Consider the following 12,536-nt stretch of genomic DNA (forward strand, 5'->3'; position numbering starts at 1 on the left):
ATCCCCGCAGCCACCCCCGGGCCGCCTTGTCCGGCCCGGAACGGCGCGGTTAGCGTCGCGTCCATGGCCATCCCCACCGCGGCTCCCGCCTGCGTCGTCCTCGCCCACGAGGACCCGGTGCAGGTCCGCCGGCTCGTCGAGGCACTGGACCCCTTCCCGGTGTTCCTGCACTGCGACGTCCGCACCCCGGACGACGTGCACGGTGCCATGACCGAGGGACTGCCGTCCCGTGTCCGGCTGCTCGACCGGCAGCGCACGGGATGGGCGCGGTGGGAGAACGCGGCCGCCGAGATCGCCGGCTACCGTGCCGCGCTCGCGCAGACGGACGCCACCCACGTCGCCGTCCTCACGGGGAGCGACTACCCGCTGGCGACCCCGGACGAGATCCGTGCGCTGCTCGAGGCGCACCGCGGACGGTCCTTCCTCATCACGCACCCCCTGCCGCACCCCGACTGGCGTGGTGGCGGGTGGTCGCGCTTCCGCTACCGGCACTGGGCCTGGCGGAAGCACATGCTGCGCCTGCCGGTGCCGCGCCGACTGCCGCGGGACGTCGTCCTGACCGGCGGGTCGCAGATGAAGCTCATCAGCCGCGAGCACGCACAGGCTGTGCTCGACGTCGTCGATGCACGTCCGGGGCTCGTCCGGTTCTGGCGGCGCGCGTGGATCGCGGACGAGTCGCTCGTGCCGTCGATCCTCAACTCCCCCGCCCTGGTGCCCGGGTTCGCCGACGAGCACGTCGAGCACTCGCCGTGGTACATCGGCTGGGACGGGACGCGGATGAAGAGCCCGCCGTGGTTGACCACGGCGGACGCGGGGCGGCTGCTGGACCGGTGGACCGGTGCCGGCGACGAGCTGCCCCAGGTCTTCGCCCGCAAGTTCTCCACGGAGCGGAGCTCGGACCTGCTCGACCTCGTCGACGCGGCGGTCGGGTTGCGCGGTCAGCGTCGCACGGAGGTCACCGCCCCGTGAGCGGAGCACCGGAGACCGGGACGACCGCCGTCCCCGCCGAGCCGCACGCCGGACGGCACGTCGCCGAGCCGACGCAGACACCGGTGTCGGCGTCGACGTCGACGTCGACGTCGGACGGACCGGGCACGTCGACCGGCAGCACCGCCGTCCAGCGCGGCGCGTCGGTCCTGTTCGGGCGCGGCATGCTCTACGTCGTCATCTGGTCGATGCAGCTCGTCGTCAGCTCGCTCGTCTCCCCCGTCCTCGCACACCTGCTGCCGCAGTCGGAGTTCGGTGTGCTCGCCTCGGCGATCGCCCTCTACCAGGCACTCGGCGTGCTCGCCGTCGCGGGCCTCGACCAGGCCGCGGTGCTCCAGCGGGCCGAGGACGGCGACGAACGCGCCGCGCGTGGACTCGTCTCCGTCGGTGCGGTCCTCGCGACCGTCGTCACGCTCGTCGCGCTCGGCACGATCCCGGTCTGGGGCGACGCCGCCGGCTTCGTCGGCGAGCACCCGCTGCTCCTGGTCGCCGTGCTGTGGACGCTGCCCGCCGCCCTCGTGCAGATGTCCCTCGCCCTGCTCGTCGCGCAGGACCGCATCCGCGTCTTCGCCGTCACGAGCCTGCTGTCCTCGGTCGGCGGCTCGATCATCGGCCTCGGCCTGCTGGTCCTCGTGCACGCCGACGCGACCACCTACGCCTGGGGCGGGGTCGTCGCCCAGGGCACGGCGATGGTGATCGGGCTCGTCGCCGTCCGGCCCCGCCTCGGCGGGCTGCTCGACCGTGCGGTCACCGCCCGCGCGTTCCGGCTCGGCGTGCCGATCGCGCTCGGCAACCTGTCGTACTTCGTCCTCAACGCCGGTGACCGCATCATCGTGCAGCGCCTGCTGGGCCCGGAGGAGGTGGCCCGCTACCAGATCGCCTACGTCGTCGGATCGGCGGTCATCCTGCTCCTGACGTTCACGAACAGCGCGTGGGCGCCGCACTTCGCCGCGCTCCGCGACGCCGTCGCCCGTCGCCGCCTGGCGATGCACGCACGTGACGAGCTCTACCTGCTGCTCGCGCCGGTCCTGCTCGCCGTGACCCTCGTGTCCCCCGTGGCGCTGCCGATCCTCGCCCCCGCGTCGTACCGCGTGGAGCAGCTCACCGTCGTCGTGTTCGTCGTCGCGCTCACCGCGTTCCCGGTCGTCGCGAGCGGCGCGACCGGGCGCCTGCTGATCGTCGAGCGCCGCGGTGTCGCGGTCGGGGTCATCGCGGCCGTCGCGGCCGTCGCGAACATCGGGGCCAACCTGCTCCTCGTCCCGCCGCTCGGCATCGCCGGCGCGGCGTTGGCGACCGTCGTCGCGTACGCGCTGCTGGCCGTGCTGCAGCAGGCAGCGCTGCCGGACCGTCGCGAGTGGCGCGGCCCCGGTCGCCGCGTGTTCCTCGTCGTCGTCCCCGCCGTGGTCCTGGCCGCCGCATCGCTGCTGGCGCCGCAGGACCTGCCGTGGAACGTCGTGCGGATCGTCGGCGTCGTCGCCTGCATGCCGTGGTTCGTCCAGCGGCTCCGTGCCGCACGCGGCCGCACCGCCTGACCCGACCGGCGCACAGGCGCCACACCGTCGGCGCCCGCGCGCCGGTGCCCGCGCGCAAGCCCACCACGCACGCTCGCCGGGCGGGCACCGCACGACCGGAGGCACCTCGCACCACGTGATCACGCGGCGCGAGGTGCCTCCGGTCGTGCAGCGGCACATCGCGCCACGAGACGCCGCACCCGAACACGACGACGACGACGACGCCGCACCCGGACACGACCCCGACCCCGACCCCGGACACGACAGCGGCCCCGGCACCCCGAGTGGGGAGCCGGGGCCGCTGTGTCGCAGGGCCACCAGGGGTCAGGCCGTGACGCGCTCCGGGGCCGGGGCCGCCGCCGGCGTCCGCACGACGACCGTGCCGAGGGTCCGCCCGACGGCGTACCCGAGGACCGTCGCCACGACGCTCGTCACGATCGCCAGGGCGCGGACGCCCCCGCCCCGTCCGAGCGCTCCGAGCTCCCGCAGGACCGCACCGGGGAGCACCCGGGTCAGGTACGTGCCCTCGCTCGAGAGCGAGTCCTTCGCACCGACCCGGCGGCTCAGCACGGCCTTCGAGATGCCCTCGTAGTAGCTGCGTCGACGGAGGTACCGCATGGTGACCCGGTCGGGCGAGACGCGGTGCGACACGTTCGACCGCGGTTCGTACCGGATGCGCGCCTCGGGCCGCATCTGGGCGATCCGGATGCAGAGTTCCGTCTCCTCGCACCCGAGCGGCTGGTTGCCGACCCGGCCGATCCCGGAGCGGAAGCCCCCGGCCGCGAGCAGGACGTCACGGCGGAAGGCCATGCTCGACCCGATGACGTTGCGCACGTCACCGGCCGCCGTCGGCAGCCCGGCGTAGCTGCACCCGACGATCCAGAGCAGTTCGTCCGGGTACGGTCCGGCACCGGTGGTGTCCGGCCACGAGGGGGTCGCCCGACCACCGACGCCGACGACGTCCGGCAGGTCGAGCGCCTCGACGAGGTGCACCAGCCAGTCGGGGTCGGCCGCGGCGTCGTCGTCGAGGAACGCGACGACGTCCGACGCGGCGAGCGCCACGCCGGTGTTGCGCGCGCCCGAGAGCCCGCGGTCCTCGGCGTTCGGAACGACCTGGAGGTCGGGCCACCGGGCCGCGGCGCGGAGCAGGAGCTCCGGCTCGTGGTCGATGACGACGATCACCTCGGTCGCCTCGGGCTGCCGCTTCGCCGACTCGACGGCGGCCTGCAGGTCGCCCCAGCGCCGCTGGGTGTACGCGCAGATGACGACCGCGACCGTGGGGCGCGTCACGCGGCGGCTTCCTCGTCGAGGACGGCGACGGGCTCGACCACGGGACGGGCCCGCACCGGGGTCGGTGCGAGGCGGGCGCGGGCGGCCACCTCGCGGGCACGACGACGCTCGTGCATGATCGACGTCAGGACGCGGATGCCGTCGCTCACGGCGTTGAGGTTGCTCGTGCCGTGCACGCGGAGCTTCTCGTGGCTCGGCACCTCGGTGATGCGGAACCCGGCCGCCGACCAGCGGCAGGTCAGGATCGTCTCGATCTCGAAGCCGTCGCCCCAGCGCATGGACCCGTCGGTCGGCTGCGGGAGCGTCGAGGACAGCAGGCCGACCGTCGGCAGCGTGTCCGCCCAGAAGGCGTTGTAGCCGTAGCAGAGGTCGGTGTACTTCGCGCGGAGCAGCAGGTTCGAGATCATGTTGAGCCCCTTGTTGCCGAGGCCCCGGATCACGGTGATGTCGTCGCTGCCGCCGCCGGGCGCGTAGCGCGTGCCCTTGGCGACGTCAGCCCCGGCGACGAGCGCGTCGACGAAGCGGGGGATCTCGGCGGCGTCGGCGGAGCAGTCGGCGTCGAACATGACGACGACGTCGCCGGTGACCGCCTCGAACCCGCAGGCCAGGGCGTTGCCCTTGCCCTTGCGGGTCTGCTGGACGACGGTGATGCCGGGCATGAGCCGCTGGGCGGTGGCGATGGTGTCGTCGACCGAGTTGCCGTCGACGAGGATCACCTCGTGCACGGCGGGCAGCATCGGCAGGATGATCTCGAGGTTCCGCGCCTCGTTCCGGGCGGGGATGACGACCGAGACGCGGGGTTCGCGGGGCCGGACGGTGGTGGTCATGGTGCTCCTGTCGGGTTCAGGCGGCGCTGGCAGGGTCCCGGGGTGCCCGTCGCTGGGTGGGCGACGGCGGGACGAGGGGGTTCCGGCGGCGAGGCAGTGACCTCGGCGGCCGTCCGGAACGGGGGTACACCGTTCCCTGGGCGTTCCCACCTTCGTCCGCACCGCCTCCGTCGGTCAATGCGGCGCGAGGTGCGTTGCGGCCCCGCCACGCGTCGTACGGAAACCCGCAACCACGCGCCGATCCGGACGGTGCACGGAAGGGTCGGTACGGCACGGCCGGGAGGCGCGTGGCGGCCGCACCGCGCGCCTCCCGTCCGACGGGTGGTGGGTCGGTGCGGCGCCCCGGCAGGCGTCAGAGCGCGCGGCGCGCAGCGGCGGCACGCGCGCGCACGACGCGACGCGAGCGGGCGTACCGGGCGACCCCGCGGACGACGGCGCGCAGCTCGGTGCCCCGCACCGCCGCGACCTCGCGGTCGAAGGCGTCGTCGCCGGCGGCGGGTGCGGCGGCCGGGACCCCGCCGGGCTCGGCGACGGGCGCGACGGGACCGCCGAGCAGGTGCCGGAGCGCGCGCGGTGCGCGGACCAGGGCCATCCCGAGCGTGCGCGGACGGAGCGCGGTCTTCGTCAGCCACGCACCGAGCCCGGTGCCGTAACCGACGGCCTGGGTGCGGAGCGCGGCGAGGTCCGCGCGGTGCCGGTGCCAGACGAGGGCGGACGGCTCGACGACGAGTGCCGAGCCGTCGAGCACGACGCGGGCGAACATGTCGATGTCCTCGCCGCCGCCGGTGACCGTGCCGACCCCGAGCGCCTCGTCGAACCCGCCGAGGGCGAGGACGGCGTCCCGCCGCACGGCGAAGTTCGCACCGGTGCCGTAGTCGCCGACCGAGAACGGGAAGAGCGGTCGGTCCGCCGGGGGTGCCGAGAGCCGGAAGACCCGCGGCGTCAGGTTGCGCGACCACGTCACCCGCTCGTCGAACCACCGCTGCGCCGGCGTCCGGAGCTCGCCGCTGGCTACCAGGCCGCTGACGCAGACGACGTCCTCGCCGCGGGCGAACCCGGAGGCGAGGGCGCGGAGCCAGCCGGGGTCCACGACGACGTCGTCGTCGGTGAAGGCGACGACCTCGCCGCGGGCCGCGCGGACCCCGGCGTTCCGCGCGCTCGAGAGTCCGGGGACGGGTTCGAGCACGTACCGGACACGCGGGTCCGTGCCGGGTGCGGTCACGAGGCGCCGGGTGGCGTCGTCCGACGGGGCGTTGTCGACGACGACGACCTCGAGGTCGGGGTGGTCGACGGCGAGCACCGACCGCAGCGCCGCGGCGAGCTGGTCGGCACGGTCGCGGGTGCACAGGACGACGCTCGTGCGGGGCAGGTGGACCGGGACCGGCGGGTGCTCGGCGGCCGGGAGTGCGGCGACCGCGGCACGGAGGGCGGCGGCGTCGACGGCACTGTCGGTGACGGGCAGGTCGACGAAGCCGCGCGGCGAGGCGCCCTCGCGCACGAGCAGCCGTGCGGTGCGGTGACCGGCGGCGTCCGTGAGCGGGACCGGGGCGTCGTCGGTAGGCACCGCGTGCACGTCGACGGCGCCGACCCACACGGCACCGGACCAGGTCGGCGGCTCGGGGCTCGTCATCGGGCGCTCGAGCACGAGACGGGACGACGACGGTCGTGACGCGGTGGAGGTCATGCGACCACGGTCCCCGGAGGCTCGGACGCCCGTCAACGCCGGTCCCCGGAGCGTGCGGTTCCCCTCGCCCGCAGTGCCTCGGCCGTGCGTGATCCCGCAATGCCGCAGGGCACCCGCACAGTGCCCGGACGGACCTCGTGGGGCGGCGGCGGCCGTGGGTACCGTGCCATGACACGCCGCCTCGGCCGGACTCGCCGTCGGCGCGTGCCCGACCGCTCCGCCGGCCCGCCGGCGGCCCCGCGCCCCACCCCGGGACGCCGCCCGACACGAAGGAACGCCCGATGCGTCGTACGACCCCGGTGGTCGCTCCGTGACCGCGACCACGACCCCGGACCGGGTCGTGCTCCGGCCTGCCCGGGTGGTCCCCCGCTCCCCCGTGCCGTCCCTCGCCGCCGCGGCGCTCGCATTCCTCGCGACCGCGCTCCTCGTGACGGGTGCGACGGGACCGGTGCGGACGGGTGTCGTCCTCGCCGCGCTCCTCGTCGTCCCGGGGCTCGCCCTCGTGCGCCCGTTGCGCCTGACCGAGCCGGTCGGGCGTGCCGCCCTCGTCGTCGCCACGAGCGCGGCCGTCGACGCCGTCGTCGCGCTCGTCATGGTGTGGGCCGACCGGTGGACCCCGGTGCCGGCGGCGGGGCTCGTCCTCGTCGTGAGCGGCTGGGCGGCCCTGGCGCACGGTGTGGTCACCGTCCGCGCGGGCCAGCGCGCCACGCTCGCCGGAGCGGTCCGCGCCGCCTGGGCCGCCCGGCACGAGGGCACGCTCGTCAGACTCGTGGTCGGCGGCGGCGTGCTCGTGACCGGCACGGCGCTGTGGGCCGTCGGCACCGCACAGACGGACGCGACCGCCCTCGGCGAGTGGGGCCTGCTCCCCGCCGTCGCCCCGACGTGGTGGCTCGGAGCCGGGGCGGTCCTCGCCGTGACGGTCACCGCCCTGGTCGACCGGCGCTTCCCCGCGGCGCTGCGGGTCGTGTCGGCGGCCGTGCTCGTCGTCGTCGCCTACGGCACCGCGAACCTCGTGGCCGCCGAACCCCGACCGCCGTGGGTCTTCAAGCACATCGCGGTCACCGCCTACATCCAGCAGCACGGGTCGGTCGACCCGACGATCGACATCTACAACCGGTGGCCGGGCTTCTTCTCGATGAGCGCCTTCCTCGGCGCCGCGACCGGCACCGCCGACCCGTCGGACCCGGTGCGGTACGTCGAGGTCTCGTTCGCGCTGCTCGACGGCGCCCTCGTGTTCGGCATCGCGCGGGCACTCGGCCTGCGTGGCCGCTGGGCCGTCACCGCCGCGGTGCTCTTCAGCGCGGCGAACTGGGTCGGGCAGGACTACTACTCGCCGCAGGCCCTCGCGTTCGCGCTCTTCCTGGCGGCCGTGCTCGTCGTCCTGACCACCCTCCGCCGGGCGCCGAACGCCCTCGGCCGGGGTCTGGTCGGCGGGGTCTCCCGGGTGCTGCGGGCCCGTCGTGCGCCCGTCGTGCCGGCGGTCGCACCGGCACCACGCACCGCGACCGTCACCGCCGTCGTGCTCGTCGTCCTGCTGCAGGCCGTCATCACCGCGTCGCACCAGCTCACGCCGTTCGTGCTCGTGGCCGCGCTCGTGCCCCTCGTCCTCGTCGGTGTCGTGCGCCCCTGGTGGATCGCGCTGCCGGTCGGTGCCGCCCCGCTGCTCTACCTGCTCCCGAACCTCGACTACGTGCAGGAGAAGTTCGGGCTGACGACCGGCTTCGACCCGGTCAGCAACGTCACCGCCGCCTCGACGTCGATCGCGATCCCGTCGCTCGCGACCACCCTGCAGAGCCGCGGGGTCCTGGCGCTCACCGCGCTCGTCGCGGTCGTCGCGCTGGTCGGCCTGGTCCGCTCGGTGCGGGCCGGTCACGCGCAGCGCGCCCTGCTCGTCCTCTGGCTCGCGGCCTGCCCCGTCGTCCTCGTCCTCGGGCAGAGCTACGGCGGCGAGGGGAAGTTCCGTGTCGTGCTCTTCTCCGCGCCCTTCCTCGCGATCGCGGCCGTCCACGCCCTGCACGGACGACGACTCCGCCTCGCCGCGACCGGAGCGCTGGTCACCGTCACGGCCCTGCTCTTCGTCGGGACGACGTTCCAGGCGGAGCAGGCGAACCAGACGCCCGCGAGCGAGGTCACCGCCGCACGCTGGCTCGACGGCCGGTTCGCGGCGGACGACACGCTCACCACGGTCGGCGGGTTCCCCGCGATCATCGGTGCCGACTACCCCGCCTACCTCGAGCGCTGGGGGCAGGTGCTGTCCCTGAGCGACATGATGCCGTGGTACCACGGCGCGATGACGCCGGCCGACCTCGACGACGCGATCGCCGGACGGTCCCACGGCGGGGACGACTGGGTCGTGTTCTCGGACACCGAGCGCACAGACGTCGTGCGGCGCGGCGTCCTCACCGGCGCGGAGGTCGACGCGCTCGAGCGGTCCGTCGCCGCCGACGGCACCCTCCGGTACGACCGCGACGGCGTCCGCATCTACGAGGTCACCCGTGCAGCATGAACCCGGTGCGCGCCACCGGCTGCACACCCGACGCTCCGTGCTGCGGCGCGGCGCCGTCGTCGCCGGGCTCGTCGGCGCCGCGGCGCTGACCGGGACGGTGGCCGTCGTGCTGCCGACGAGCGCCCGTCGTGCCGACCAGGCCGAGGCCGAGCGCATGCCGACCGGCGCGCTCGAGGAGGACGGCGTCCGCTGGGTACCGTACCTGGCACAGGACTTCGACCGTGACGCCGCGCACGGGCAGCTCCTCTCGGTCTACCCGGCGATGGCGCAGTACACCGGCATCCGCGACACCTCTGGCAAGGGGCTGTACCACCCGGACGAGGTCGTCTCCGTGCACGACTCCGTCCTCGACCTGCACCTGCGCTCCGAGGGTGGTCAACCGCTCGTCGCGACGGTCCTGCCGGCCGGGTACCGGTCGTACACGCACCAGCGCGTGTCCATCCGCTACCGCGCCGACGACGTGCCCGGCTACAAGTTCGTGATGCTCCTCTGGCCGCTCTCCGGCAACTGGGACGAGGGCGAGATCGACTGGCCCGAGGGCGACCTCGGCGGTGACGTGCGCCCGGTCTCGGCCGTGCCGGGCAGCCTCGACCACTCGACGGGCAAGATGACGTTCCTGCCCGAGGACGCCCCCACGATCCCCGGGGGCCAGGAGGACTGGCACGTCGCCACGATGGAGTGGACGGCGGAGGCGGTGCGCTTCTGGTGGGACGGGGAACTCGTGGCGAGCACGACCGGCGCCGTGCCCTCGACGCCGATGCGTGTGACACTGCAGGCGGAGACCACGGTCGACGACCGTCGCGTGCCGGCCGACTCCGCGGGACACGTGCTCGTCGACTGGGTCGTGGCGTACCGCCAGGCGAACTGACCGTCCGGATCTCCGCCTCGAACGGCGGTCGGGCGTGTCCACCGTCCAGCGACGGACATCCACGTGTCGAGGAACGCGAAAGGCCCCCGGGATCTCCCGGGGGCCTTTCTCGAGCTGGGGTACCTGGACTCGAACCAAGAACGACGGTACCAGAAACCGCTGTGTTGCCAATTACACCATACCCCAAAGGCCTGTCGGCCTCGTGTTCCCCGTTGTCCGGGGCACGATCAACTACTGTACAGCATCCCGGAGGTCCTCGAGACCACCGACGAGGTCGCGGTGCACCGCAGCCGCCGTGGACGCCCCGTGACCGGCCGCCACGACGAGCTGCTCCGGCCCCGGCGGGGTCACGTCGCCCACCGCGTACAGACCCGGGACGCCGGTCCGACCGAGCCGGTCGACGCGGACGAGCCCGTCGGCGTCGCGGTCCAGCGGCGCGTCGACCCAGTCGAGGTCCGCGTGCCACAGCGGGCGGACGAACGCGCCCGTGTGCGCCCGCACGTCGCCGTCGGCGAGGCGGACCCCCGTCAGGCCCGTCCGGTCCCCCTCGAGGTCGGCGACGGGCCGCTCGTCGACCAGGACGCCGACGGCCGCCAGGCGTGCCCGTCCTCGCTCGTCGAGGGTCGCAACGCCGTTCGTGTAGACCACCAGGTCGTCGGTCCACGACGCGACGAGCAGCGCTCGGTCGACCACGTCCGCCGTCTCGCAGAGGAACGCCAGCGACGCGCCGCCGTGCTCGTACCCGTCGCACTCGACGCAGCTGTGCACGGACGTGCCGTAGAAGGCCCGCAGGGACGGCAGCGCGGGGAACTCCTCCCGGAGCCCGGTCGCCACCACGACGGCGCGCGCACGGGCGTGGAGCTCCGCCCCGCGGTGGGTCCCGTGCACGGCCCAGCCGTCACCGTCGGGGGCGACCCGGTCGACCACCGACTGCACGACGGTCGCCTCGGGGTAGGCCTCGATCTCCTCCCGCCCGAGCTTCCGCAGCTCGAGCGGCGAGATGCCGTCCCGCGTGAGGAAGCCGTGCGAGCGCAGGGTCGCGGCGTTCCGCGGACGGTTGGCGTCCACGAGCAGCACCGTCCGCCGTGCCCGGACCAGGTTGAGCGCAGCGCTCAGCCCGGCCGGACCGGCGCCGATCACGGCGACGTCGACGACCAGGGGGCCGTCAGCGTCGTGCTCCCCCGCAGCGGTCACCACGGCGGCGTCAGCGGTCCGCGAGCCGGCGCAGGCGCGTCAGCGTGGAGTCCTTGCCGAGGATCTCCATCGACTCGAAGAGCGGCGGGCTCACGCGTCGGCCGGAGACGGCGACGCGGAGCGGCCCGAACGCCACCCGGGGCTTGAGTCCCATGCCGTCGATGAGCGCCTCGCGCAGGGCCGCCTCGATGGACGCGGTCGTCCAGTCGGTGACCCCGTCGAGCGCCGTGACGCCCGCACGGACGACGTCGCCCGCATCGGCCTTGAGGGTCGCCAGGGCGTCGTCCTCGACCACGAGCGCGTCGTCCGCGGTGAAGAGGAAGCCGAGCATGCCCGGAGCCTCCCCGAGGAGCTGCATGCGCTCCTGCACGAGCGGAGCGGCCGCGGTGAGCACCCGCTCCTGCTCCGCCGTCACCGGGTCGGACAGGTGGTCGGCCAGGTAGGGCACCAGGCGCGCACGGAACTCGTCCGCCGGCAGCAGGCGGATGTGGTCGCCGTTGATCGACTCGGCCTTCTTGTGGTCGAAGCGGGCCGGGTTCGGGTTGACGTCGACGACGTCGAACGCCGCGACCATCTCGTCGGACGAGAAGACGTCGCGGTCCGGGCCGATCGACCAGCCGAGCAGCGCGAGGTAGTTCAGGAGGCCCTCGGGCACCATGCCGGCAGCGCGGTGGTGGAAGAGGTTCGACTCCGGGTCGCGCTTGGACAGCTTCTTGTTGCCCTCGCCCATCACGTAGGGCAGGTGCCCGAAGAGCGGGACGAACTCGGTGATGCCGACCTCGACGAGCGCCTCGTACAGGGCGATCTGACGGGGCGTCGACGACAGGAGGTCCTCGCCGCGGAGCACGTGCGTGATGCCCATCAGGGCGTCGTCCACCGGGTTGGTGAACGTGTACAGCGGCTTGCCGTTCGGACGGACGACCACGAAGTCCGGGAACGTCCCCTGCTTGAACGTGATCTCGCCGCGCACCAGGTCGTCGAAGCTCAGGTCGCGATCCGGCACGCGGAGTCGCAGCGCCGGCTCGCGACCCTCGTCGCGGAACGCCTGCCGCTCGGCCTCGGTCAGGTCGCGCTCGTGGTTGTCGTAGCCCTGCTTCGGGTCGCGGCCCGCGGCGCGGTTGCGCGCCTCCATCTCATCCGGCGTGACGTAGGACTCGTACACGTGCCCGGCGGCCTTGAGCTTCCCGATGACCTCGTCGTAGACGTCCGACCGCTCCGACTGGCGGTACGGCCCGTGCGGGCCGCCGACCTCGACGCCCTCGTCCCAGTCGAGCCGGAGCCACCGCAGCGCGTCGAGGATCTGCTGGTACGACTCCTCGCTGTCGCGCGCAGCATCGGTGTCCTCGATGCGGAAGACGAGCTTGCCGCCGGTGTGGCGTGCGTACGCCCAGTTGAAGAGCGCGGTCCGGATGAGGCCCACGTGCGGGGTCCCCGTCGGACTCGGGCAGAAGCGGACTCGGACGTCGGAGCCGGTGGCGGTGGTGAATGGCGCAGTCATGACCCCCCGATCCTACCGGCGTGCCCTCGTGCACCGCAGTCGATCGAACTCCTGTGGATCGCCCCGTGAACGCAGGAAACCCCTGACCATGACTGGTCAGGGGTTCCCTGGTGTTGCAAAGGTGAGTCCGGCGGCGTCCTACTCTCCCACAAGGTCCCCCTTGCAGTACCA

At 74.0% G+C, this 12,536-nt stretch carries 9 protein-coding genes and 1 tRNA gene; 4 read left to right on the forward strand and 6 right to left on the reverse strand.

Annotated features, from left to right (window positions below):
• Positions 1–63: 63 nt before the first annotated feature.
• Positions 64–969 (forward strand): beta-1,6-N-acetylglucosaminyltransferase, encoded by a 906-nt coding sequence (locus tag AB0N84_RS14270; protein ID WP_363547438.1) that lies wholly within the window; start codon positions 64–66, stop codon positions 967–969.
• Positions 966–2,519 carry an oligosaccharide flippase family protein gene (locus AB0N84_RS14275; protein WP_363547441.1) on the forward strand — a complete coding sequence of 518 codons (1,554 nt, stop codon included), beginning with the start codon at positions 966–968 and terminating at the stop codon, positions 2,517–2,519. Before AB0N84_RS14270 ends, AB0N84_RS14275 begins: the two co-directional genes overlap by 4 nt.
• 303 nt (positions 2,520–2,822) lie before the next feature.
• Here the strand turns inward: AB0N84_RS14275 and AB0N84_RS14280 are convergent, their stop codons facing one another.
• From AB0N84_RS14280 to AB0N84_RS14290, 3 genes are all read right to left on the reverse strand, one after another.
• A complete protein-coding gene (locus AB0N84_RS14280; protein WP_363547444.1) occupies positions 2,823–3,788 on the reverse strand; it encodes a glycosyltransferase family 2 protein in 966 nt (321 codons plus the stop codon).
• Entirely contained in the window at positions 3,785–4,615 is an 831-nt protein-coding gene (locus AB0N84_RS14285) for a glycosyltransferase family 2 protein (protein WP_069710645.1), read from the reverse strand. The genes AB0N84_RS14280 and AB0N84_RS14285 overlap by 4 nt, the downstream gene beginning before the upstream one ends.
• Positions 4,616–4,967: 352 nt before the next feature.
• On the reverse strand, positions 4,968–6,299 hold the full coding sequence (locus AB0N84_RS14290) for a glycosyltransferase (RefSeq protein ID WP_363547445.1): 1,332 nt from the start codon (positions 6,297–6,299) through the stop codon (positions 4,968–4,970).
• 310 nt (positions 6,300–6,609) lie between these two features.
• Between AB0N84_RS14290 and AB0N84_RS14295 the strand changes: the two genes are divergently transcribed.
• Entirely contained in the window at positions 6,610–8,805 is a 2,196-nt protein-coding gene (locus AB0N84_RS14295) for a hypothetical protein (protein WP_363547448.1), read from the forward strand.
• Positions 8,795–9,673 carry a glycoside hydrolase family 16 protein gene (locus AB0N84_RS14300; RefSeq protein ID WP_182048098.1) on the forward strand — a complete coding sequence of 293 codons (879 nt, stop codon included), beginning with the start codon at positions 8,795–8,797 and terminating at the stop codon, positions 9,671–9,673. Before AB0N84_RS14295 ends, AB0N84_RS14300 begins: the two co-directional genes overlap by 11 nt.
• A 114-nt stretch (positions 9,674–9,787) precedes the next feature.
• On the opposite strand, the gene AB0N84_RS14305 is transcribed toward AB0N84_RS14300, so the two are convergent.
• From AB0N84_RS14305 to gltX, 3 genes are all read right to left on the reverse strand, one after another.
• Positions 9,788–9,859, reverse strand: a tRNA-Gln gene (locus AB0N84_RS14305).
• 45 nt (positions 9,860–9,904) lie between these two features.
• The gene (locus AB0N84_RS14310; protein WP_182048099.1) at positions 9,905–10,867 is read right to left on the reverse strand and encodes an NAD(P)/FAD-dependent oxidoreductase; all 963 of its coding nucleotides are present in this window, start codon (positions 10,865–10,867) and stop codon (positions 9,905–9,907) included.
• Between the two features lie 10 nt (positions 10,868–10,877).
• Positions 10,878–12,365 carry a glutamate--tRNA ligase gene (gene gltX, locus AB0N84_RS14315; RefSeq protein WP_363547453.1) on the reverse strand — a complete coding sequence of 496 codons (1,488 nt, stop codon included), beginning with the start codon at positions 12,363–12,365 and terminating at the stop codon, positions 10,878–10,880.
• Between the last annotated feature and the right edge of the window lie 171 nt (positions 12,366–12,536).

Source organism: Curtobacterium sp. NPDC089185 (assembly GCF_040685235.1).
GTDB lineage: Bacteria > Actinomycetota > Actinomycetes > Actinomycetales > Microbacteriaceae > Curtobacterium > Curtobacterium citri.